The 23,799-nt window shown below is 64.8% G+C and carries 19 protein-coding genes; 8 read left to right on the top strand and 11 right to left on the bottom strand.

Translation table 11 applies throughout. The features are described 5' to 3' along the window. From CTR55_RS18675 to CTR55_RS18655, 5 genes are all read right to left on the bottom strand, one after another. On the bottom strand, positions 1–1,533 hold the full coding sequence (locus tag CTR55_RS18675) for an inactive transglutaminase family protein (protein ID WP_296288309.1): 1,533 nt from the start codon (positions 1,531–1,533) through the stop codon (positions 1–3). A gap of 4 nt (positions 1,534–1,537) precedes the next feature. Continuing rightward, positions 1,538–2,080: an ATP-dependent zinc protease gene (locus CTR55_RS18670; RefSeq protein WP_296288308.1), complete on the bottom strand. Its 543-nt coding sequence runs from the start codon at positions 2,078–2,080 to the stop codon at positions 1,538–1,540. A 278-nt stretch (positions 2,081–2,358) separates the two neighbouring features. Then, positions 2,359–3,252 (bottom strand): DUF2950 domain-containing protein, encoded by an 894-nt coding sequence (locus CTR55_RS18665; RefSeq protein ID WP_296288307.1) that lies wholly within the window; start codon positions 3,250–3,252, stop codon positions 2,359–2,361. Between the two features lie 10 nt (positions 3,253–3,262). Then, entirely contained in the window at positions 3,263–4,897 is a 1,635-nt protein-coding gene (locus CTR55_RS18660) for a DUF3300 domain-containing protein (RefSeq protein WP_296288306.1), read from the bottom strand. Positions 4,898–5,052: 155 nt separating this feature from the next. Continuing rightward, entirely contained in the window at positions 5,053–5,871 is an 819-nt protein-coding gene (locus CTR55_RS18655; RefSeq protein ID WP_296288305.1) for a pyruvate, water dikinase regulatory protein, read from the bottom strand. A 166-nt stretch (positions 5,872–6,037) separates the two neighbouring features. On the opposite strand from CTR55_RS18655, the gene ppsA reads away from it, so the two are divergent. From ppsA to CTR55_RS18615, 8 genes are all read left to right on the top strand, one after another. Next, entirely contained in the window at positions 6,038–8,407 is a 2,370-nt protein-coding gene (gene ppsA, locus CTR55_RS18650; protein WP_296288304.1) for a phosphoenolpyruvate synthase, read from the top strand. Positions 8,408–8,472: 65 nt separating this feature from the next. After that, entirely contained in the window at positions 8,473–9,447 is a 975-nt protein-coding gene (locus tag CTR55_RS18645; RefSeq protein WP_296288303.1) for an alpha/beta fold hydrolase, read from the top strand. Positions 9,448–9,543: 96 nt separating this feature from the next. Continuing rightward, a complete protein-coding gene (gene rraA / locus CTR55_RS18640) occupies positions 9,544–10,032 on the top strand; it encodes a ribonuclease E activity regulator RraA (protein WP_024765711.1) in 489 nt (162 codons plus the stop codon). 100 nt (positions 10,033–10,132) lie between these two features. Beyond that, complete coding sequence (locus CTR55_RS18635; RefSeq protein WP_296288302.1) at positions 10,133–11,131, top strand: zinc transporter ZntB; 999 nt, start codon at positions 10,133–10,135, stop codon at positions 11,129–11,131. A 54-nt stretch (positions 11,132–11,185) separates the two neighbouring features. Further along, positions 11,186–11,434: a hypothetical protein gene (locus CTR55_RS18630; protein WP_017516812.1), complete on the top strand. Its 249-nt coding sequence runs from the start codon at positions 11,186–11,188 to the stop codon at positions 11,432–11,434. A gap of 2 nt (positions 11,435–11,436) precedes the next feature. After that, entirely contained in the window at positions 11,437–12,261 is an 825-nt protein-coding gene (locus CTR55_RS18625; RefSeq protein ID WP_017516811.1) for a mechanosensitive ion channel domain-containing protein, read from the top strand. 73 nt (positions 12,262–12,334) lie between these two features. Beyond that, entirely contained in the window at positions 12,335–12,925 is a 591-nt protein-coding gene (sigX, locus tag CTR55_RS18620) for an RNA polymerase sigma factor SigX (protein ID WP_138216354.1), read from the top strand. Between the two features lie 109 nt (positions 12,926–13,034). Continuing rightward, positions 13,035–14,090: an OmpA family protein gene (locus tag CTR55_RS18615; protein ID WP_296288301.1), complete on the top strand. Its 1,056-nt coding sequence runs from the start codon at positions 13,035–13,037 to the stop codon at positions 14,088–14,090. Between the two features lie 67 nt (positions 14,091–14,157). Here the strand turns inward: CTR55_RS18615 and cobA are convergent, their stop codons facing one another. From cobA to CTR55_RS18585, 6 genes are all read right to left on the bottom strand, one after another. Continuing rightward, positions 14,158–14,895, bottom strand: coding sequence for a uroporphyrinogen-III C-methyltransferase (gene cobA, locus CTR55_RS18610; RefSeq protein ID WP_296288300.1), 738 nt, complete (start codon positions 14,893–14,895; stop codon positions 14,158–14,160). A gap of 36 nt (positions 14,896–14,931) precedes the next feature. After that, a complete protein-coding gene (locus CTR55_RS18605; protein WP_296288299.1) occupies positions 14,932–17,646 on the bottom strand; it encodes a nitrate reductase in 2,715 nt (904 codons plus the stop codon). Positions 17,647–17,681: 35 nt separating this feature from the next. Continuing rightward, entirely contained in the window at positions 17,682–18,023 is a 342-nt protein-coding gene (gene nirD / locus CTR55_RS18600) for a nitrite reductase small subunit NirD (protein ID WP_296288298.1), read from the bottom strand. A 56-nt stretch (positions 18,024–18,079) separates the two neighbouring features. Next, positions 18,080–20,530 (bottom strand): nitrite reductase large subunit NirB, encoded by a 2,451-nt coding sequence (gene nirB / locus CTR55_RS18595; RefSeq protein WP_296288297.1) that lies wholly within the window; start codon positions 20,528–20,530, stop codon positions 18,080–18,082. A 267-nt stretch (positions 20,531–20,797) separates the two neighbouring features. Beyond that, a complete protein-coding gene (locus tag CTR55_RS18590) occupies positions 20,798–22,468 on the bottom strand; it encodes a bifunctional protein-serine/threonine kinase/phosphatase (RefSeq protein ID WP_296288296.1) in 1,671 nt (556 codons plus the stop codon). Positions 22,469–22,584: 116 nt separating this feature from the next. Then, positions 22,585–23,796: a nitrate/nitrite transporter gene (locus tag CTR55_RS18585; protein ID WP_296288295.1), complete on the bottom strand. Its 1,212-nt coding sequence runs from the start codon at positions 23,794–23,796 to the stop codon at positions 22,585–22,587. Positions 23,797–23,799: the final 3 nt, after the last annotated feature.

Genomic DNA, 23,799 nt, shown 5'->3' with positions numbered 1-23,799 from the left:
TTAGTCCTTGAGGAAGGCTTTGAAGCGGAACAGTTCGGTCAGGCGGTAGCCGCGGTAGCGACCCATCGCCAGCATGAACGACACCAGGATCAGCAGCACGGCCGGGAAGGTGAACACGAAGTACACCAGCTCCGGTACACGCATCAGGATGTGCGCCAGGGCGGCGGCGAACAGGGTGCCGATGGCAGCCTTCATGGCGTGGGCGGCGCCGCGCTCCTCCCAGGTGATCGACAGGCGTTCGATGCTCATGGTCAGGATCACCATCGGGAACAGGGCGACCGACAGGCCGCTCTCGAAGCCGAGCTTGTGGCTGAGCAGGCTGATGGCGGCGATCATCACGACCACGAAGGTCAGGACCACCGACAGGCGCGGCAGCATCTGCAACTTCAGGTGTTCCAGGTACGAGCGTAGCGACAGGCCCAGCGCGGTGATCACGGTGAACAGGCCGATACCCCACTGCAGGCCGGTCTCGCGGAAGGCCAGGGCGATCAGCACCGGGGTGAAGGTACCCAGGGTCTGCAGGCCGATCAGGTTGCGCAGCACCAGGATCACCAGCACGCCGAACGGGATCATGATCATGATCTGGAAGGTCTGCTGGGTGGACAGCGGCAGGCCGTACAGCGAGTACTCGAGGAAGGCCGCGTCGGTGTTCTCGTCCGACAGCTTGGCCAGGCGGATGGCGTTCATCTCGCTGCTGTTCAGGCTGAAGCTGACCTGGGCCTTCTTGCCACCTTCGATGGACAGCAGGCTCTCGTCACCCAGCCACCAGATCAGGCGGTCGTTGGGCAGGCCGCGTTCGCCGGTTTCCGGGTTGAAGTACAGCCATTCCTTGCCGTTGTAGCTGCGCAGCCAGAGTTCGGGCTGCTGCGGCTGGTTGGCGATCAGGCGGATGGTGTGCACGCGCTCCAGCGGTACGTGGGCCACCGCGAGCAGGGTTTCGACCACGTGGGAGCGCTTGTCCAGGCTGGTGTCGCCGGCCAGCAGCAGCTTCACGTTGTCATCGTTGAGGTTGTTGGCGCGCTTGATGGCTTCGCTGACGAAGGTCTCGACGTCCGCCGAATGCTGGCGGATGGGCGCGATCAGGGCTTCGGCGGCGATCTTGTCCGGGCCTTCCAGGGGCAGGCTGTCGCGGAAGATCGGGCCCTTTTCCTTGGCCTTTTCGGTGGCGCCGGCATAGCGCTTGGTCAGCACCAGGCGGTAGTAGAGCGTCTGCTGGCCGCTGGCGCGACGCGAGGACCAGGTCACCTTGCGGTTACCGTCGGAGCGGTTGATGCCCACGCCGTAGTTGTTCGAGACGAAGCTCTCGTTAAGGCTGACGTAACCCTGCGCCAGGGGGGGCACGAACATCTGCACCTTCACCGGAGTTTTCGGCGTGGCGACGAACTCGACCTTGGCGTCGATGTTCCACAGGTCGTCGGTCTCGGCCTCGGTCATGGGGATGCCGAGGACGAAGATCTGGTAGGCGGTGATCGCGACGCCCAGCGTCAGCAGGATGGCGATCAGGACCTTCAGATGCAGGGTAAGAGAGCGCATGGGATTACTCGGCAGGTTTCGCTACGGGTTGGCAGCCGGGCTTGCCGGCAGCGTATTTCAGGCTCGGGTCGACCAGGGCTCCGAAGCGCTTGAGCGCGTCGGAGCCGATCAGAAGCGGGTATTGGAAGGCGCTGCGGTCAGTAAGGTTCACTTCGATGGTGCGCAGGGCCTTGCCCATGCACAGCTGAAGCTCGATCACCGGTCGCGCGGTGTAGGCCTTGCCTTCGTCGGGGTTGTAGTCGCCGTGGCGGCGCTTGATCTTGCTGATGCGCGCCAGGGGCTTCTCGATCGGCTGGCTGTCGGCGGTGTCGGTGGCCAGGTAGAAACGCACCCAGGTCTCACCGTCACGCTTGAAGCGCTTGATGTCGCGGGCGCTGAGGGAAGCGGTCTTGGCGCCGGTGTCGAGCTTGGCGGCCAGTTCGATGCCCAGGTCGTTGATCTGCGCGTATTCGTTCAGGCCATAGACCGTCTTGCCGGCAGCGGCGCTGATGCCGGGGAGCAGGAAGATGCTCAGGAAGAGGAGCAGGGCAGTGGGCTTGAGTCGCATGGGCCTTGATGAGTGAGTGGCCGCAAAGCCTTGAAAATGAACGCCCCGGTCGTCACCCCTCTGGTCTTGGCCGGCATGCCAGCCGACGGGGCCTGGTGACGCCAGGCAATAGCGCGGCGAATTCTATCATGTGGTTTTTCGCTGGCGACAGTCGGTTGGTGTCTTGGCAGGGTATTTGTTGCAAGCGCATGACAGGCGTGTGCTCGCTCGCCAGGAATCGGGGCGAGCGACGGACGCCCTGGGCGCCGCCGGCCGCAAGGCGGCCGGCGGCGCGAGGGTCAGGGTTTCTCTTGCGGTACGCTGATCTCGGTCCAACTGCTGTCCGGGTCGAAGCGGCTCAGCTTCATGGCGATCTTGCCACTCTCCGGGCCGAGGTTCTTGGAGAAGATCTCGCCGTCATGGCTGATCATGAAACTCATGACGCCGGTGTCGCCGTACTTCACCGGCCAGGCGACCAGGGCGAAGCCGCGGGTCATCTTGCCGCCGATCAGGTAGTCATAGGCACCGCCTGGCGCCGAGGGGCCCTGGGCGGTGAGGATGCGATAGTGGTAGCCATGCCAGCCATCACCGGGGAGTTCGTCGCCGAACAGCGGGCCGAGCGGGCTCTCCTCGCCGCCTTCCTCTTCCGGCCAGTACAGGCCGTCGTGCTGGCCGTCGCTGCTGACGAACTTCTGCGCGTATTCCAATACTCCGTCACCGTTGTGATCGACTTCGGCAAAGTCCATCTGTGCATCGTGGTAAGCCTGCACGGCGTCAAGCGTCGCCTCTTCATTGCGACCTATGCGGCGGATGCGGATTTCTTCACCGCCAGCTTTGGCATTGAAGGCCCAGCCGTTCTTCTCGTGGACGATTGGCAGGGGCAGGGTCCAGGGATCGTTGCCGACCACCAGGTGGGCCAGGTGAGGGTTGTCCTTCTCGATCTGGTGCTTGTTCTTGTAGTGGGCGAGGAAGGCGTCTACTTCGGCGCGGTCTATGCCTTCGGTAGGGATATAGCTGTGCCAGTCCTTACCCAGCAGCGCGGCCAGGCGCTCGGGATCGGCCTTTTCGGTGCCCAGTGCGGCGATGAAGGCGTCGGCGGCTGCGTCAGGGGTAGGGAAGCTTTCCTGCGCCAGCAGACCGCAGGACAGGGTGCCCAGGAGGGCGAGCGCCAGCAGGCGCGATGCGATAGGCATGGCTCGTCTCCTAGCGGTGCCGGCCGCCGCCGGAAAGCGCGCGGGCAGGGCGTTGTACGGTGTGGCCGGCACGCGCCGCCTGCGGACGGCTGGCGACGGCTCGGCTGGCCTGGCCGCGGTTGGCGAGCTCGCGGGACTGCCTCGGGTTGTTGGCGCCGGCGAAGGCATTATTGCGCGGGGCCTGTGTGCGGGCGTGCTGCTGGCGCGCCTGTTGGCGGATCTGCTGGTTGTTCTGCACGCGTGGCCGCTGCTGCGTTTGGCTATTGCGGTTCTGCGCCATGTTCTGGGCACGCTGACGGTTGTCGGGAGTGCGGTTCAGTTCGCGGGTGGCGGCCTGCGCACGTTCACGAGCTTGGGCGTTGTCGCGAGCTTCGCGGTTGCCTTGCTGTGCGCGCTGGAGGGCCTGCGGATTGTCCCGCAGGTCGCGAGTCGCTGCCTGGGCACGCTCGCGGGCCTGCATGTTGTTCGCCGCCGGCGGGGCAATGCCTCGTTGGGTCAGGCTTTCCCTGGCCTGCGCGCGCTCCTGCGCGCGGTTCGAGTCGAAGCCGCGCATTGCTTCGCGCTGCTCGCCACCAGCGAGGCGGCGGTTGTACTGCGCGCGACTGGTGGCGTCGCGGTAGGGCACGCCATTGCGGTAGGTCGGGTTGTGCTGCCACTTGGTGCGGTTGCCGTTGATGTTCCGGTTGCTGTTGAACTCGCGGTTGACGTTGACGTTGCGATTGAAGTCGTTGTGGTGCTCCACGTCGACGTCGATCTCATGGTCATCCCAGTCGCAGTCGCCCCAGAGCGAACCGACGATAGCGACACCTGCGCCGAACGCCAAGCCGGTGGCCAGCGCGGTGGCAACAGGATATTCGGGCGGCGGCGGGTAGTAGGCCGGAGGGCTGGACGGGTACGCCCAAGTGCCATAGACCTGCGTGGGGTTATAGCTGGGGACGTAGACCACCTGCGGATCGGTCGGCTCGATGATGATCGTCTGCGCCGGTGCCGGTTGCTGCACCACAACGGTATCCCCGCCGGAAGCCGGTTGTGCCGGGGCGGGCTGGGCGGCAGGCTTGAGGGTGACGGTCTGCTGTTCGTTCGACTGCAGATTGCCGGCGGCCTGGGCCTGGCGGCGCAGGCGCTGGATCGAATCCATCACCGCCTCGGGCTGGGCCAGGAAGGCATCGCCGACGCGTTGCACCCAGACCGGGTCCTGCCCCAGCGTCGCCAGCACCAGGGGGAAGGCGACCAGGGACTGGACGCTTGGGTCCCACGGCTGGTCGGCGACCTGCTTCACCGCATCATCGCCCACCGCTTTGGGGTGAGCTTTTGACCAGGCCGCAGCATCGGCCACGTTGCCGGGGTAGGTGGTCGCCATCAGCACCTGCGCCAGCAGCGAGTCGGGATACAGCGCTAGCGGGGCGAGCATCTGGTCCAGCTCCTCGACGGTGAACACCGTCTGGGAGGGGGCCGTCGGTGCTGCCGCTGGGGCAGGCGTTGCCGGTGCCGGTGCCGGCGGGGGCGCTGGTGGTGGTGTGGGGGCGGCGGGCTGGCTGGCGGGTGAGGGGGCAGGCGTAGCGGCCTTGGCGCCGGGCTTGTCGCCCGAGTCGCAACCTGCCACCACCAACAAGGCAACCAGAATCAGGTACTGACATTCTCGCATGGCGCTCTCCTGTGCCGGGAATGCCCGATCCGTGAAAACTGCCACGGGTAAAACGCGGGTTCAGAGAATGATAGGCGTACTCGCGAGAGGCTGCAGAAAGTCGAACGGCCGGTATTGCCGACCGTCGGTTGGGGCGATTTGCCGAGCGGAAGCCGTTACTTTAGCCGGCGTTCCACACCCTTTTCGACGAGGATCTTCGCGGAAATTTCTTCCACGGAGAAATGGGTGGAGTTGATATAGGCGATGTTCTCGCGGCGGAACAGGTTCTCCACCTCGCGGACCTCGAACTCGCACTGGGCGAAGCTGGCGTAGCGGCTGTTGGGCTTGCGTTCATTGCGGATGGAAGTGAGCCGTTCGGGATCGATGGTCAGGCCGAACAGCTTGTGCTTGTAAGGCTTGAGCGCATTGGGCAGTTGCAGGCGCTCCATGTCTTCTTCAGTCAGCGGATAGTTCGCCGCGCGGATGCCGTACTGCAACGCCATATAAAGGCAGGTCGGGGTCTTGCCCGAGCGCGACACACCGACCAGGATCAGGTCGGCCTTGTCGTAATAATGGGTGCGGGCGCCGTCGTCGTTATCGAGGGCGAAGTTCACCGCATCGATCCGCTCCATGTAGTGCGGGTTGTGGCCGATGCTGTGGGATTTTCCGACGGAATACGATGAGTCTGAGGATAATTCTTGCTCGAGCGGGGACAAAAAGGTCGAGAAGATGTCAATCATGAAACCGTTGGATTGCGCCAGGACCGAGCGGATCTCACGATTGACGATGGTATCGAAGATGATCGGTCTCGCCCCGTCCGCCTCCGCAGCCCGGTTGATTTGCTGTACCATGACGCGCGCCTTTTCTTCGGTATCGATGTAAGGTCGCGTCAGTTTGGTGAAGTTGATGTTCTCGAACTGCGCCAGAAGGCTCTGGCCGAGGGTTTCGGCAGTGATGCCGGTGCCGTCGGAAATGAAAAATGCAGTTCGTTTCATGTGCGCTGCGGGCCTTATAGGTAGGATCGAATCCTGGTTATGATAGGCCCCGCGTTTGCAAGGCCCTTTGCCGGGGCATTCTCACCCATTTTTCCGGCTCCGGCCAGACAGGGTGGGGCCGCCCCGACGTGTATGACCTTTTCCAACACCTAGTGGAGAGATCACCTTGGTAGAGTACGTAGTTTCCCTCGATAAGCTCGGCGTCCACGATGTCGAACATGTGGGGGGCAAGAACGCATCCCTGGGCGAAATGATCAGTAACCTCGCCGGTGCCGGCGTTTCCGTACCGGGTGGCTTCGCCACTACCGCCCAGGCCTACCGTGACTTCCTCGAGCAGAGCGGCCTGAACGAGCGCATCCATGCGGCCCTCGACGCCCTCGATGTGGATGACGTCAACGCCCTGGCCAAGACCGGCGCGCAGATCCGCCAGTGGGTAATGGACGCCGAGTTCCCCACTCGCCTCGATGCCGAGATTCGCAAGGCCTTCGCCGAGATGGCCGGCAGCAACGACAACATGGCCGTGGCCGTGCGTTCCTCCGCCACCGCCGAAGACCTGCCGGACGCCTCCTTCGCCGGCCAGCAGGAGACCTTCCTGAACATCCGCGGCGTGGATAACGTGATCCGCGCGGCCAAGGAAGTCTTCGCCTCCCTCTTCAACGACCGTGCCATCGCCTACCGCGTGCACCAGGGCTTCGACCACAAACTGGTCGCCCTGTCCGCTGGCGTACAGCGCATGGTCCGCTCGGAAACCGGCACCGCCGGCGTGATGTTCACCCTGGACACCGAGTCCGGTTTCCGTGACGTGGTGTTCATCACTGGCGCCTACGGCCTCGGAGAGACCGTGGTGCAGGGCGCCGTGAACCCCGACGAGTTCTACGTGCACAAGCCGACCCTGGAAGCCGGCCGCCCGGCGATCCTGCGTCGCAACCTGGGCAGCAAGGCGATCAAGATGATCTACGGCGACGAAGCCAAGGCCGGCAAATCGGTCAAGGTGGTCGACGTGGAGAAGGCTGATCGTGCGCGCTTCGCCCTGTCCGACGCGGAAGTGACCGAGCTGGCCAAGCAGGCCCTGATCATCGAGAAGCACTACGAGCGTCCGATGGACATCGAGTGGGCCAAAGACGGTGACGACGGCAAGCTGTACATCGTGCAGGCCCGCCCGGAAACCGTGAAGAGCCGTTCCAGCGCCAATGTGATGGAACGCTACCTGCTCAAGGAAAAAGGCAAGGTCCTGGTTGAAGGTCGTGCGATCGGCCAGCGCATCGGCGCAGGCCCGGTGAAGGTGATTCGTGACGTTTCCGAGATGGACAAGGTTCAGCCGGGCGACGTACTGGTCTCCGACATGACCGACCCGGACTGGGAACCCGTGATGAAGCGCGCCAGCGCCATCGTCACCAACCGTGGCGGCCGAACCTGCCACGCCGCGATCATTGCCCGTGAACTGGGTATCCCGGCAGTCGTTGGCTGTGGCAACGCTACCGCGGCGCTCAAGGATGGCCAGCGCGTGACCGTATCCTGCGCCGAAGGCGACACCGGCCTGATCTACGAAGGCGAACTGGGCTTCGACATCCGTCAGAACTCGGTCGACGCCATGCCCGATCTTCCGTTCAAGATCATGATGAACGTCGGCAACCCGGACCGCGCCTTCGACTTCGCCCAGCTGCCGAACGAAGGTGTGGGCCTGGCCCGCCTGGAATTCATCATCAACCGCATGATCGGCGTGCACCCGAAGGCGCTGCTGAACTTCTCCAGCCTGCCGGCGGACATCAAGGAAAGCGTCGAGAAGCGCATCGCCGGTTATGACGATCCGGTCGGCTTCTACGTCGAGAAGCTGGTCGAGGGCGTCAGCACCCTGGCCGCCGCTTTCTGGCCGAAGAAGGTCATCGTGCGTCTGTCGGACTTCAAGTCCAACGAGTACGCCAACCTGATCGGCGGCAAGCTCTACGAGCCGGAAGAAGAGAACCCGATGCTCGGCTTCCGTGGCGCCTCGCGCTACATCAGCGAATCCTTCCGCGACTGCTTCGAGCTCGAATGCCGCGCGATGAAGAAGGTTCGCAACGAGATGGGCCTGACCAACGTCGAACTGATGGTGCCGTTCGTGCGGACCCTGGGCGAGGCCTCGCAAGTTGTCGACCTGCTGGCCACCAACGGTCTCAAGCGTGGCGAGAACGACCTGCGCGTCATCATGATGTGCGAGCTGCCGTCCAACGCCCTGCTGGCTGACGAGTTCCTCGAATTCTTCGATGGCTTCTCCATCGGCTCCAACGACCTGACCCAGCTGACCCTGGGCCTGGATCGTGACTCGGGCATCGTCGCGCACCTGTTCGACGAGCGTAACCCGGCGGTGAAGAAGCTGCTGTCCAACGCCATCCAGGCCTGTAACCGCGCCGGCAAGTACATCGGTATCTGCGGCCAGGGCCCGTCGGACCACCCGGACCTCGCCAAGTGGCTGATGGAGCAGGGCATCGAGAGCGTGTCGCTGAACCCCGACTCGGTCCTCGACACCTGGTTCTTCCTCGCCGAAGGCCAGTCCTGACGGTTCCTTCACCATCCTGAAGAGGGCGGGTGATTTCACCCGCCCTTTTTTATGCAAGCGATTCCATGCAAAGCAGCAGTCAACTTTTCCCCGTCGCACTCCTGAGTGCCGAACTGCGCGGTGACCTCACCGAGGACATCTACCGCCTCAAACCGAACAACAGCCCGGACTCCAGCGTCGAGCTGGCCGTTACCCGTCTGGGGCGGCCGGATGAGCGCCGGGGCGTGCCGGTGATCCTGCTGCACGGCAGTTTCTCCAACCGGCGCTTCTGGTACTCGCCCAAGGGACTCGGTCTGGGACCATACCTGGCACGCGCTGGCTTTGATGTGTGGATCGCGGAAATGCGCGGGCACGGCCTGTCACCGCGCAACCACGACTATGATCGCAACCGGGTGGCGGACTACGCCCGCTTCGACCTGCCGGCCATTGCCGAGTTCGTGGTCGAGCAGAGCTGTCAGGCGCCACACTGGGTCGGTCACTCGCTGGGTGGCATCGTTCTGGCGGCTGCGCTGGGTGGCGGCTACCTCGATGAGAACCGGGTCGCCAGCATTGCCTTGTGCGGCAGTCAGGTCAGTCGCACCTATTGGCCGCTGAAACTGCCGCCGATTGCCTGGGGCGGGCGATTCCTGCTCAAGCGCATGGGCGGGCTGTCCGGTTCGCGGCTCAAGCGCGGTCCGGAGGACGAGCCGCTGGGGCTCGCCCTGGAAACCCTGCATTGGTACAGCCTGTTCGGTCGCTTCGGCGAGAAGGACAACGATTGGTGGGGCGGTTTGCAGAAGGTTTCCCTACCGGTGCTGGCCATCGGCTCCGACGGAGATATCCAGGATCCGGCCTGGGCCTGCCGCAAGCTGCTGGAGCAGTTCGGCTCCGGCGTGCGGGAATACCTGCATCTGGGGCGGCGCCAGGGCTTCTCCGAGGATTTCGGTCACGTCGAGATGCTGGTCAGCAAGGGCGCCCAGCGCGAAGTCTGGCCATTGTTGCAGCATTGGCTGGAGCACGGCGCCTTGCCGGCAGGGCAGGGGGCTCTGGCGCAGGCTTGAGCTTGGCGCGGCAGGGAGTAGACTGTGACGCCATTGCGGCTTTCGGTCACATCCCGGCCTGAAGCCCTGGCGGATTTCATCAAGAGGAGCGTCTCCATGCATTACGTCACCCCCGATCTGTGCGATGCCTACCCGGAGCTGGTCCAGGTCGTCGAGCCGATGTTCAGCAACTTCGGCGGGCGGGACTCCTTCGGTGGCGAGATCGTCACTATCAAGTGCTTCGAGGACAACTCGCTGGTCAAGGAGCAGGTCGAGAAGGACGGCAAGGGCAAGGTGCTGGTGGTGGATGGTGGCGGCTCGCTGCGTCGCGCGCTGTTGGGTGACATGCTGGCCGAGAAGGCCGCCAAGAGCGGCTGGGAAGGCATCGTGGTGTACGGCTGCATCCGTGATGTCGACGTGATCGCGCAGACTGATCTGGGCGTGCAGGCGCTGGCCAGCCACCCGATGAAGACCGACAAGCGCGGCATTGGCGACCTGAACGTGGCCGTGACCTTCGGTGGCATCACCTTCCGCCCGGGCGAGTTCGTCTATGCCGACAACAACGGCATTATCGTGTCGCCTAAAGCGTTGAAAATGCCGGAATAATTCGAACCTTCCAGCTGAGGTTCGGGTCAATGCCGGAAGCGAAAGCTTCCGGCATTTTTCATGGGCCTTTCGACAGCGACCTTGAGCAAAGGAAATGGGCATGCAGCAGTACGAGAGCGGCACGGAGCGCGGACTGATCGACGGCTTCGTGCTGGATGGCCATGGCGGCGGTCGGCGGATCACCCGCAGCGAACTGCCGCTGCTGGATCTCAAGCCCGAGGAAAGCCTCTGGGTGCATTGGGATCGCGGCGTCCCCGAAGCTCAGTTGTGGCTGCGTGAATCCAGCGGGCTGAATGAGTTCGCCTGCGACCTGTTGCTGGAGGAGGCGACCCGGCCGCGCCTGGTGGATCTGGGAGGCGAGCGCTTGCTGCTGTTCCTGCGCGGGGTCAACCTGAACCCTGGCGCCGTGCCTGAGGACATGGTTTCGCTGCGCGTCTACGCCGAGTCGCAGCGCGTTATCTCCCTGCGCTTGCGTCCGCTCAAGGCCGTGGCTGACCTGCGCGCGGACCTGGATGCCGGGCGCGGCCCCAAGACGGCCTCGGAAGTGGTGCTGTACCTCGCCCACTACCTCACCGACCGTGTCGATACGTTGATCGGCAGCCTCGCCGACCAACTCGATGCCATGGAAGAGGCAATCGAAGAAGACGAGCGCAGTATCCCCGACCAGCACCAGCTACGAACCCTGCGACGACGCGCCGCAGGTCTGCGCCGCTACCTGGCGCCGCAGCGGGAAATCTACTCGCAGATGGTCAAGTTCAAACTGTCCTGGACAGTGGCCGACGACGCCGACTACTGGAACGAGCTGTACAACCGTCTGACCCGAAACCTGGAAGAGTTGGAGCTGGTGCGCGAGCGCATCAGCCTGATCCAGGAAGCCGAACATCGTCGAATTACCGAACGGATGAACCGCACCATGTACCTGCTTGGTATCATCACCGGCTTTTTCCTGCCCATGAGCTTCGTGACCGGGCTCCTGGGCATCAACGTCGGCGGTATTCCCGGTTCCGGTTCGTCCTACGGCTTCGCCGTGGCCTGCGTGGCAATTCTCGGGATTGTGGCTTTCCAGTGGTGGATCTTCCGCCGCCTGCGTTGGCTCTAGGTGTGACTTTTGAGGTAGTGGGGGCGTCAAGCACCTCACACAGGCGAGGTGCGCATGCACGACCCATTTGAAGAATCCCTGCGCGATCTGCTGCGAATGCCCCCGGAACAGCCGGGAGACGACTCGCGCCTGGATCGCGTCCTCAAGACCGCCAACCGCCAGGTGGGCGCAGGCGACCTGTTCAGCCTGATGGGGCACTGGTTCCAGGCCCTGTCCATTGGCGTGAGTCGTGGCGCCGCGCACCTTGCACCCGTCTCGCGCCACGCGCAGAATTCCGCCCCTTCCGCTGACAAGGCCGACTGAACATGCAATTCGACATCTGGACGCAAAGCCTGCTCACCGCCATGAACACCCTGTGGGGCAAGCTGGCCGGGTTCATTCCGAACCTGCTCGCCGCGCTGGTGATCGTGCTGCTCGGCTTCGTCGTTGCCAAACTGCTCGATGCACTGCTGTCCAAGCTGCTTGCCAAACTTGGCCTCGATCGCCTGATGGCCGGCACCGGCCTGACCAAACTGCTGTCGCGCGCCGGCATCCAGGTGCCGGTGTCGACCCTGATCGGCAAGATCGTCTACTGGTTCGTGTTGCTGGTGTTCCTCGTCTCGGCGGCGGAATCCCTAGGCCTGCAGCGCGTCTCGGCGACCCTGGACATGCTTGCGCTGTACTTGCCCAAGGTGTTCGGCGCGGCGCTGGTGCTGATCGTCGGCATCCTGCTCGCTCAATTGGCCAACAGCCTGGTGCGCGGCGCCGCCGACGGCGTTGGTCTGGAGTACTCCAACGGCCTGGGCCGCGTCGCCCAGTGGCTGGTCATCATCATCAGCATCTCGGTGGCGATCGGTCAGCTCGAGGTGAAGACCGACCTGCTGAACTACATCATCGCCATCGTGCTGATCACCATTGGTCTTGCCGCCGCTCTGGCGCTGGGGCTGGGCAGTCGCGAGGTGGCGGGACAGATCATCGCCGGGATTTACGTACGAGAGCTGTATCAGGTCGGACAACAGGTGAAAGTCGCGGATGTCGAAGGCATCATCGAGGAAATTGGTACCATCAAGACTATCCTGCTGACAGACGAGGGTGAGTTGGTGTCGATCGCCAACCGCATCCTGCTCGATCAGCGTGTAACCAGTCGCTGAAGATGATGACCGATTGCCGGCACGGCTTCCTGAAAGCCGCGCCGGACGCTGACTTGACCTGGCCCGACCCGACTTGAACAAGCCGCAATCACTGTCCTTGCGCTATGACCCGCGCCAGCTCACCGACGAGGAGCTGGTGGAGCGTTCTCACGAGGAGCTTTACCACGTGACACGGGCCTATGAAGAGCTGATGCGCCGCTACCAGCGCACGCTCTTCAACGTCTGTGCGCGCTATCTGGGCAATGACCGGGACGCCGATGATGTGTGTCAAGAGGTCATGCTCAAGGTGCTGTATGGTCTGAAGAACTTCGAGGGGAAATCGAAGTTCAAGACCTGGCTGTACAGCATCACTTACAACGAGTGCATTACCCAGTATCGGAAGGAGCGGCGCAAACGCAGATTGCTCGATGCGCTGAGTCTGGATCCCATCGAGGAGGCTTCTGAAGAGAAGGCCCCGAAAGTCGAAGAGCGAGGTGGGCTAGACCGCTGGCTAGTTCATGTCAATCCCATTGATCGGGAAATTCTCGTGCTTCGATTTGTTGCGGAACTGGAATTCCAGGAAATCGCCGACATCATGCATATGGGGCTCAGCGCCACGAAAATGCGCTACAAACGTGCACTCGATCGAATGAGAGAAAAGTTTTCGAATGTGACGGAATCTTAGTCCGGGAAATATTGTCTCTCTGTTTGGCGAGTTCTGATAAACTTGCCACCCAAGTTGTACAGCCTATGGTTAGGACAACTTATTGACCACCAAGATGGGGATTTAACGGATGAAACTGAAGAACACCTTAGGCGTCGTAGTTGGCTCGCTGATCGCCACTGCCGCTGTCAATGCGTTCGCTCAAGGCCAGGGCGCCGTCGAAGTCGAGGCTTTCGGCAAGCGCTACTTCACCGACAGCACCCGCAATATGAAGAACGCCGATCTGTACGGCGGCTCGGTTGGCTACTTCCTGACCGACGACGTCGAGCTGGCTCTGTCCTACGGTGAGTACCACGACGTTCGTGGCACCTACGAGACCGGCAACAAGAAGGTCCATGGCAACCTGAGCACTCTGGACGCCATCTACCACTTCGGCACTCCGGGTGCTGGCAACCTGCGTCCGTACGTTTCCGCCGGCGTTGGCCACCAGAGCCTGACCAACATCAACTCCGACAACGGTGGCCGTCAGAACCTGACCATGGCCATGGTCGGTACCGGTCTGAAGTACTACTTCACCGAGAACTTCTACGCCAAAGCCAGCCTCGACGGCCAGTACGGTCTGGAGAAGCGTGACAACGGTCACCAGGGCGAGTGGATGGCTGGCCTGGGTGTTGGTATGAACTTCGGTGGTGGCAAAGCCGCCCCGGCTCCGGAGCCGGTTGCTGAAGTCTGCTCCGACTCCGACAACGACGGCGTCTGCGACAACGTCGACAAGTGCCCGAACACCCCGGCCAACGTCACCGTTGACGCCAACGGCTGCCCGGCTGTTGCCGAAGTCGTTCGCGTTCAGCTGGACGTGAAGTTCGACTTCGACAAGTCCAAGGTTAAAGAGAACAGCTACGCTGACATCAAAAACCTGGCTGACTTCATGAAGCAGTACCCGTCCACCTCCACCACCGTTGAAGGCCACACCGACTCCGTCGGCACCGACGCCTACAACCAGAAGCTGTCCGAGCGTCGTGCTAACGCCGTTCGTGACGTACTGGTCAACGAGTACGGTGTTGAAGGCGGCCGTGTGAACGCTGTTGGTTACGGTGAGTCCCGTCCGGTTGCTGACAACGCAACCGCCGAAGGCCGCGCTGTTAACCGCCGCGTAGAAGCCGAAGTGGAAGCCCAAGCCAAGTAATTGGTCTGAGCTGACGAGAAAAACCCGGCCTAGGCCGGGTTTTTCTTTGCCTGCAGAAAAGTGGAGCTCAGGCGGTGCGGGCCAGGATTGCCTGCTGCGCGGCGGCTGCGACTTCGCCGATCACCAGGATCGCCGGGCTCTTCAGGGCGAAGCACTGGGCGTCCTCCAGCACGTCGCGCAGTTGGCTGCGGTACTCGCGCTGGGTCGGCAGAGAGGCGTTCTCGATCATCGCCACCGGCGTGCAGGCAGCCATGCCACCTTCGAGCAGGCCGTCGCGGATTTCCGCCAGTTTCGCCACACCCATGTAAACCACCAGTGTCGTCCCGCTTTCGGCCAGGCCGCGCCAATTCAGCGGGCTGTCGTCCTGGGTGTGTGCCGTCACCAGGGTCACGCCCCGGCTGACGCCGCGCAGGGTCACGGAGATTCCGCACTGGGTCGCTGCTGCCAGCCCGGCGGTGATGCCGTTGACCAGCTCGCAGTCGATGCCGCGCGCAGCGAGCCAGTCAGCTTCTTCGCCACCACGGCCGAAGATGCACGGATCGCCGCCTTTCAGGCGTGCCACGCGGCGCCCCTGGCGGGCGTAGCGCAGCATCAGACGGTGGATGAAATCCTGTGGGGTGGAGCGGCAGCCGCCGCGTTTGCCGACGGCAATCACCCGTGCGGATGGGCAGTGCTCCAGCACTGCGGGATTCACCAGGTCGTCGATCAGCACCACATCGGCCTGCGCCATGGCGCGGACGGCCTTCAGGGTCAGCAGCTCCGGATCGCCGGGGCCGGCACCGATCAGCCAGACTTTTCCACTCATGTCGTACTCCTCAGGCTGCCGTCTTCGCGGCTTGATTCAGGCGGTCGCCAGCAGTGGCTTCTGGGCCAGCAGGCGCTTGATTTCCGGTACACAGGAGCCGCAGGCGGTCCCGCACTTGAGCTCGCATTTGAGGCCTTCCAGGTCCAGGCCGTTGTCGATGCCAGACTGGATGCGGCTCTGGCTGACGTTCAGGCAGTTGCACAGGGTCTTGTCCGCCGCCGCGCTGACCTTCCCAGGTGCAGCGCTGAGCGGGGCGAGCAGCCAGCGGCGCAGTTCCTGGTCGGCGCGGCCTTCCTTCCACAGTTCGCGCAGCCAGGCGCGGGCGGCGGTTTCGCCGGCCAGGCGCAGCGAGACAATTCGCGATTGTTCGATACGTACACGTTTGCCGACGGTACGGCGCGGGTCGTCATAGGCCATGACCGGGCCGTCGCAGAGGTCGAGCAGGGCGTCGATGCGGGCCAACCAGTCCGCGCTGGGGGCCTCGTGGTGCGCGGCGCGGATCACCAGCGCCAGGCGCTCGCGGCCGGTGGGGCTGAAGCTGGCGTAGCGCAGGTCTTCGAACAGCGGGCGCAGGGCATCGAAGCGCTTCTGCACGTTGCCTTCCACCAGGGCAAAGAATTGCCAGGGCAGTTCGATCCGGCTGACTTCCACTGTGGCGTGCTTCAGCTCGGGCTGGCGCGACAGTGGGTCCACTGCCGGAAGGGTAAGTACATTGATGCCCAGTCCCTTGAGGAAGCGGTCGCCCCAGTGCATCGGCAGGAAGGCCTGGCCGGGGCGCAGGCGGTCGTCGGCCTGCACCGGCAGCACCAGTTCGCCACGGCGGCTATGCAGGCGGACCAACTGGCCTTCGCTGATGCGCCGGCGACGCAGTTCGTCCGGGTGCAGGCTGAGCACGGCTTCCTCCGCGTGGCCGAATAGTTGCGGCGCTGTACCGGTGCGAGTCATGCCATGCCATTGGTCGCGCAGTCGTCCGGTATTGAGGATCAACGGGTAGCGGGCGTCGCGTTTTTCCTTCGGCGCGCGGTAGGGCTCGGCGATCAGCCGGGCGCGTCCGTTGGCGGTGGGAAATTGCCCGTCGCCGTACAGGCGTTCGGTGCCCCGGACCGCGCCGGAATGGAATGGCCATTGCTGCGGGCCGCGAGTGTCCAGCAGCGGGTAGTCGATGCCACAGAGGTCAAGATCACGCTCGCGGGTCAGTAGCTTGTATTCGTCGAACAGCGCGGACGGCGAGTCGAAGTCGAACAGGCTGCTTTCGCCGGGGCGCAGGCGCTGCTCCAGGCGGCGGGCGAAATCGCAGACGATGCTCCAGTCCGCGCGCGCCTCGCCGATGGCGGGGATGGCCGGACGCACGTGGCTGATGCGGCGTTCGGAGTTGGTCACAGTGCCTTCCTTCTCGCCCCAGCTGGCGGCCGGCAGTAGCAGGTCGGCGTACTGGCAGGTCTCGCTGGTGGTGAAGGCTTCCTGGACGATGACGAAGGGGCAGGCAGCGAGGGCTTCGCGCACGCGGGTCTGGTCCGGCAGTGATTGTGCCGGGTTGGTGCAGGCGATCCACAACGCCTTGATGCGCCCGTCGCGCACGGCGTCGAAGAGCTCGATGGCGCTCAGGCCGGGGCGCTCCGGCAGTTGTTCGACGCCCCAGTAAGTCGCCACTTCGGCACGGTGTTCGGCGTTGGCAGCCTCGCGGTGGCCGGGCAGCAGGTTGCACAGGCTGCCGGTCTCGCGGCCGCCCATGGCGTTGGGCTGGCCGGTGAGGGAGAAGGGGCCGGCGCCGGGGCGGCCGATCTGCCCGGTGGCCAGGTGCAGGTTGATCAACGCGCTGTTCTTCGCGCTGCCGGCGCTGGACTGGTTCAGACCCATGCACCAGAGCGAGAGGAAGGACGGTGCCTGGCCGATCCACTGTGCGGCTCGCTGCAGGTCGTCGACGGCGATGCCGCAGATTTCTGCCACGGCCAGCGGGCCGTAGTCGTGCACCAGGGCTTTCAGCTCGTCCAGGCCCTCTGTGTGGGCGTCGATGAAGGCGCGGTCGGTCCAGCCTTCCCAGAGCAGGATGTGCAGGATGCCGTGGAACAGCGCGACGTCGGTGCCGGGCAGGATCGCCAGGTGCAGGTCGGCCGCCTCCGTGGTGTCAGTGACGCGCGGGTCGATGACGATCAGCTTCATCTCCGGGCGACGTGCGCGGGCCTCTTCCAGGCGGCGGAACAGCACAGGGTGGGCATAGGCCATGTTGCTGCCGGCGATCATCACACAGTCGGCCAGTTCGATGTCCTCGTAGCTGCAGGGCGGGGCGTCGGCGCCGAGGCTGCGCTTGTAGCCGACTACCGCCGAGGACATGCACAGGCGCGAATTGCTATCGATGTTGTTGGTGCCGACCAGGGCGCGGGCCAGCTTGTTGAAGGCGTAGTAGTCCTCGGTCAGCAATTGGCCGGAAACATAGAAGGCCAAGCTGTCCGGCCCATGCTCGCGGAGGGTTTCGGCGAAGACGCCAGTGGCATGTTCCAGCGCCGTGTCCCAGTCGGTGCGGGCGCGCGACAGGCCCTTGCCCAGGCGCAACTCAGGGAACTGCGCGCGGGCATCCGCATCGCCGGTGAGGTGCAGGGTCGAGCCCTTGCTGCACAGACGGCCGAAGTTGGCTGGATGCTGCGGGTCGCCCTGTACGCCGAGGATGCGCTCGTCGTCGTGCTCGATCAGTACGCCGCAGCCCACGCCGCAGTAACAGCAGGTGGATGCGGTGGTGCGACGGTTCGGGGTCATGGCGCGGCCTCGCTGTGAGTCAGGCTCTTGGAGAATCAGGCGCAGTGGGCCTGGTCCGGAACAGCGGCGCCACGCAGGGCCAGCAGCACGCGGCCGTCCTCGACCTTCACCTCGTGGCGATGGGCGCAGCCCTGGTCGGGGGCCACGGCTTCGCCGCTGGCCAGTTCGATCTGCCAGTTGTGCAGCGGGCAGGCCACGCGCTTGCCGTAGATCAGGCCCTGGGACAGCGGGCCGCCCTTGTGCGGGCAGCGGTCGTCGAGGGCGAAGACCTCGTCGCCTGCGGTGCGGAAGATCGCGATGTCGCCCTTGGGGCCGGCAATGACGCGCGAGCCCAGCGGGTTGATGTCGTCCAGGGCGCAGATGTCGAACCAGTTCATGGGGTGTCTCCGGCAATCAGGTAGGAAGGGCCCCGATGGCGGGGCCCGGCAAGCACTCAGGCGGGTTCCAGTTGCTGGAGGGGAATCCGTTCGAATTCCTTCTTCAGCGGCTGCTGGGCGATGCGCTCCTGCCACGGGTCCTGCTCCAGCGAGAGGGAGAACTGCAGGCGGGCATTCAGTGCCTTGCGGTTTTCCGCGTCTTCCAGCACGGCCTTCTTGATGCGCTCCAGGCCGACCCGTTGCAGGTAGTGCACGGTGCGTTCGAGGTAGAAGGCTTCTTCGCGGTAAAGCTGCAGGAAGGCACCGCTGTACTCGCGGACTTCGTCGGAGGTCTTGAGCTTGACGAAGAACTCCGCTACCTCGGTCTTGATCCCGCCGTTGCCGCCGATGTACAGCTCCCAGCCCGAATCCACGCCGATGATGCCGATGTCCTTGATCCCGGCCTCGGCGCAGTTGCGCGGGCAGCCGGAGACCGCCAGCTTGACCTTGTGCGGCGACCACATGTTGAACAGGTCGTGCTCGAGATCGATGCCCAGCTGAGTCGAGTTCTGCGTGCCGAAGCGGCAGAACTCGCTGCCGACGCAGGTCTTCACGGTGCGGATGGACTTGCCGTAGGCGTGGCCGGAGGGCATGTCCAGCTCCTTCCAGATGGCCGGCAGGTCGTCCTTCCTGATGCCCAGCAGGTCGATACGCTGGCCGCCGGTGACCTTGACCATCGGCACCTGGTACTTGTCGGCGACGTCGGCGATGCGCCGCAGTTCTGCGGCGTTGGTGACGCCACCCCACATGCGCGGGACCACCGAGTAGGTGCCGTCCTTCTGGATGTTGGCGTGGGCGCGTTCGTTGATCAGGCGCGACTGCGGGTCGTCCTTGGCTTCGCCCGGCCAGCTGGAGATCAGGTAGTAGTTCAGCGCTGGGCGGCAGGTGGCGCAGCCGTCCGGGGTGCGCCAGTCCATGAAGCGCATGGCGCTGCTCAGGGTGATCAGGTGATGGTCGCGGATCGCCTTGCGCACCTGGCCGTGGTTGAGGTCGCTGCAGCCGCAGATGGCTTTCTCGCTCTTGGGCTTGACGTCCGCCGCGCCGCCCACGGTGCTGATCAGGATCTGCTCCACCAGGCCGGCGCAGGAACCGCAGGAACTGGCAGCCTTGGTGTGCTTTTTCACCTCGTCGACGCTGAACAGGCCGTTCTCCTGGATCGCCTTGACGATGGTGCCTTTGCACACGCCGTTGCAGCCGCAGACTTCGGCGCTGTCGGGCATGTTCGCCGCGCTGTTCTGGCCCTGGTGGCCGACGTCGCCCACGCTGCTCTCGCCGAACATCAGGTGGTCGCGAATCTCGCCGACGTTATGGTTCTCGCGGATCTGCCGGAAGTACCAGCCTCCGTCGGCGGTATCGCCGTAAAGGCAGGCGCCGACCAGCACGTCGTCCTTGATCACCAGCTTCTTGTACACGCCACCGATGGGGTCGGAGAGGGTGATGGTCTCGGTGCCTTCACCGCCCATGAACTGGCCGGCGGAGAACAGGTCGATGCCGGTGACCTTGAGCTTGGTGGAGGTCACCGAGCCCTGGTAGCGGGCGAAGCCGAGCATGGCGAGATGGTTGGCGCAAACCTTGGCCTGCTCGAACAGCGGCGCCACCAGGCCGTAGGCGATGCCGCGGTGGCTGGCGCACTCGCCCAGGGCATAGATGCGCGGGTCATAGGTCTGCAGCGTGTCGTTGACCAGGATGCCGCGGTTGCAGGGCAGGCCGGTCTTCTCCGCCAGGTCGGTGTTGGGGCGGATGCCGGCGGCCATCACCACCAGATCGGCGGCGATCACTTCGCCGTCCTTGAAGCGGATGGCGCAGACACGGCCGCTGCCGTCGTCGATCAGTTCTTCGGTGTGGGTGTTCAGGCGGAAGTGGATGCCGCGCGACTCCAGCGCTTCCTGCAGCAATTTGCCGGCAGTACGGTCCAGTTGGCGCTCCAGCAGCCAGTCGGAGAGGTGCACTACGGTGACGTCCATGCCGCGCTGCTTGAGGCCGTTGGCCGCTTCCAGGCCGAGCAGGCCGCCGCCGATGACCACCGCGTGGCTGTGGGTGCCGGCGGTGTCGATCATGGTCTGGGTGTCGGCGATGTCGCGGTAGCCGATCACGCCCTGCAGGCGGCTGCCCGGCACCGGCAGGATGAAGGGGTTGGAGCCGGTGGCGATCAGCAGGCGGTCGTACTCCGCCTCGGTGCCATCTTCGGCGTACACCTTGCGGCGATGACGGTCGATGCGGCTGACCTTGCGGTTGAGCAGCAGGCGGATGCCGTTCTCGCTGTACCAGTTGAGGTCGTTGAGGACGATGTCTTCGAAAGCCTGCTCACCGGCCAGTACCGGGGAGAGCAGGATGCGGTTGTAGTTGGGGTGGGGCTCGGCGCCGAACACGGTGATGTCGTAGAGGTCCGGTGCGACCTTCAGCAGTTCTTCCAGGGTCCGCACACCGGCCATGCCGTTGCCGATCAGTACGAGCTTGAGCTTTTTCATGTCAGGGCTCCGTCACGCAATCGCGGAAAACAAAAAAGGCGTCCCGCCGGTTACCCAGCGAGGACGCCTTTGTCCAAGTCCCGATCGGTCGGGAAGTGCGAGCCTCTTCGTTGAGGGACGCGCTTTTGTAGATTGTTGCCAGGGGTAATGCAGGGGCTGTGCCAACTTTCTCGGCCCCCGGTTTTCGGGGCTTTCGGCTGGCCTGTTCTGCCGGTTGGCCTTTTTGCTGCACTGCGGTGATGCGTTCTGAACCGATCTGGTGCGCCTTCAGCCCCCGTGCAGCAGCCAGAGCAGCAGCCCCAGGTTGATCACCAGCGAGGCCAGGGCGACACCGCGCCAGACCCGCAGCGGCTCGCGCTCCAGCAGGGGGCGCGGGCGCGCCGGGGCCTGCCGCTCGCCTTGCTCCAGGATGAGCAGGCATTCTTCGGCGGTCTCGAAGCGCTGTTGCGGCTGGGCGCAAGTCAGTTTCGCCAGCCAGTCGTCGAGCCAGGCTGGAACGTCCGGACGGTAGCGGCTGGCCGGTGCGGCCGTGCCGAAGCGCGGATGCTGGAAGGCTTCGATCTCGCCGTAGGGGTAGTGCCCGCAGAGCAGGCGGTGGAGCGTGACGCCGGCCGCGTAAAGGTCCTGGCGGGCGTCCGGCGCCGCACCCTGGAAGGATTCCGGGGCGAGGTAGCTCGGCGTGCCGGGCAGGTCGTGCGGGTCTTCCTGTGACAAGCCGGGGCAATAGGCGAGGCCGAAGTCCAGCAGGCGCAGCTCGCCGTCTTCGGCCCAGTGCAGGTTTTCCGGCTTGATGTCGCGGTGCAGGATGTTGCGCCGGTGTAGCTGGCCCAGGCCGCGCAGCAGGCGCTGGGCGAGGTCCAGCCAGTCGGGCAGGTTCAGCGGGCCGTTGAGCTTCAGCTGCTCGTCCAGCGTCTGTCCCGGATACTCGCGCATCACGTAGTACAGGTGCTGGCGTTGCGGCAGGCTGTGCAGTTCGGGGAAGTAGCGGCCCTGCACGCGGCGCAGGAACCACTCTTCCAGCAGCAGCGCCTGGGCGGCCTCGGGGGAGTCGCGCAGCGCTGGCGGCAGGGTCTTGAGCAGCCAGGGACGATTCTGCCGGTCGCGCACGCGGTAGATCAGCGATTGGCGGGACTGGGCCAGCTTGCCCTCGACCTGCCAACCCTCGAATTCCTGCTCGTCTCGCAGGGCGGGCGGTGCGGGCCAATGGTCGAGCTGGGCGAGGGCGTCGCCGAGGCTCGCGGGCGGCAGTTCGTCCACCTGCAGGAGCAGGGCGCTGGCGTTGTCCTGGCTGCCGGCCAGGTGCGCGGCACTGACCAGTGCGTCGGCGCAGGCTTGCAGGCTTTGTGCGTCCTCCAGCAGGCGCTGGATGGCGCTGTCGCCGAGGGCGGCCCAGATGCCGTCGCTGACCAGCAGGAAGCTCTGCCCGGCTTCCAGTTCGCCGTCGCAGTAGTCCACTACCAGGTGCTGGTCGAGGCCCAGCGCGCGCTTGAGCACGTGCTGCATGCCAGGTTGCTCCCAGACGTGGTCCTGGGTCAGACATTCCAGTTGTCCGGCATGCCAGCGATAGAGGCGGCAATCGCCGACATGGGCGAGGGTGAAGCGCCTGCCCCGAAGGACCAGCGCAGTGAGGGTGGTGAGCAGCGGCTGGCCGCCGCCGTTGGCCTGCAGCCAGCGGTTCTGCGAGATCAGCAGGCGGTCGAGGGCCTGGGCGACGGCCCAGGTCTCGGGAGTGGCGTAGTAGTCGGCGGCCAGCGCCTGAAGGCTCAGGCGCGCGGCCAGGCCGCCGTCGGCGCAATGGCTGACGCCGTCGGCGATGGCGAACAGGTGCCCCTTGCTGGCGGCCAGCCCGGCGGGCGGGGTGACCACCCGCAGGGCATCCTGGTTCTCGTCGCGCGGGCCGGTGGCGCTGGCCTGGGCGAAGGACAACTGCAAGGTCATCGCCACCACCTGTAGGAGCGAGGGGGACGCCATCGTTGTTGCTCGCGAACTGATTTACAGGCGACTTCGGTGTCAAGCGGTTCGCGAGCAAGCTCGCTCCTACAAAGGCGCATCGTTCAGACTCGCGCTGCGGTGACGGCCGCGCTGCCCCAGGTGGTGCGCCAGCGGGCTTTCACCGCGTGCAGGCCGAACCAGGCCAGCACGCCGAGGCTGGCGAACAGCCAGAGGCCGATCTGGTAATCGCCGGTGGCTTGCTTGATTGCGCCCAGGCCCGCCGTCAGGCAGAAGCCGCCGATGCCGCCGGCCATGCCGATCAGGCCGGTCATCACGCCGATGGTCTGGCGGAAGCGCTGCGGCACCAGCTGGAACACCGCGCCGTTGCCCGCGCCGAGGCTGAGCATGGCGACCACGAAGAGGCTCAGTTCGGCGATCGCGCTGGGCAGGTGGAAGCCCACGGCGGCAATGCAGATCGAGGCGACGGTGTACATCACCAGCAGGCTGCGGATGCCGCCGATACGGTCGGCCAGGGCGCCGCCCAGCGGGCGCATCAGGCTGCCGGCGAACACACAGGCGGCGGTGTAGTAGCCGGCTGTCACCGGGTCCAGCCCGTACTGGTCATGGAAGTAGCCGGGCAGGGTGCTGGCCAGGCCGAGGAAGCCGCCGAAGGTCACGCTGTAGAAGAACATGAACCACCAGCTGTCGCGGTCACCCAGGGCTTTCAGATAATCACCCAGGGACTTGGCCGGTGGGCGCTCCGGGGCATTGCGGGCGAGCAGGGCGAACACCACCAGGGTGACCAGCAGCGGAACCAGTGCGAAGCCAAAGACGTTCTGCCAGCCGAAGGCGGCGGCGATGGCCGGCGCGAACAGTGCGGTGAGCACGGTGCCGGAGTTGCCGGCGCCGGCGATGCCCATGGCCTTGCCCTGGTGCTGCGGCGGATACCACTGTGAGGCCAGCGGCAGCGCCACGGCGAAGGAGGCGCCGGCCATGCCCAGCAGTACGCCGAGGATCATCGCCTGCTCCAGGCTGTGGATGCCCAACTGCCAGGCGCCGAACAGCGCGCAGATGACAATGATCTGGCCGAGGATGCCGGCCGCCTTGGGCGACCAGCGATCAGCCAGCAGGCCCATGAGGAAGCGCAGGATGGCGCCGGACAGAATTGGCGTGGCGACCATCAGCGCGCGCTGCTGGGTGGTCAGTTGCAGGTCGGTGGCGATCTGCACCGCCAGCGGGCCGAGGACGTACCAGACCATGAAGCTCAGGTCGAAATACAGGAAGGCGGCAAACAGGGTCGGCGCATGGCCGGATTTCCAGAAACTCGTGTTCATCGA

Origin of the sequence: Pseudomonas sp., assembly GCF_002796985.1 — a bacterium.
GTDB lineage: Bacteria > Pseudomonadota > Gammaproteobacteria > Pseudomonadales > Pseudomonadaceae > Pseudomonas.
Note: the sequence above shows the minus strand (reverse complement) of the source record. Positions and strands in the feature narration are given on the sequence as shown.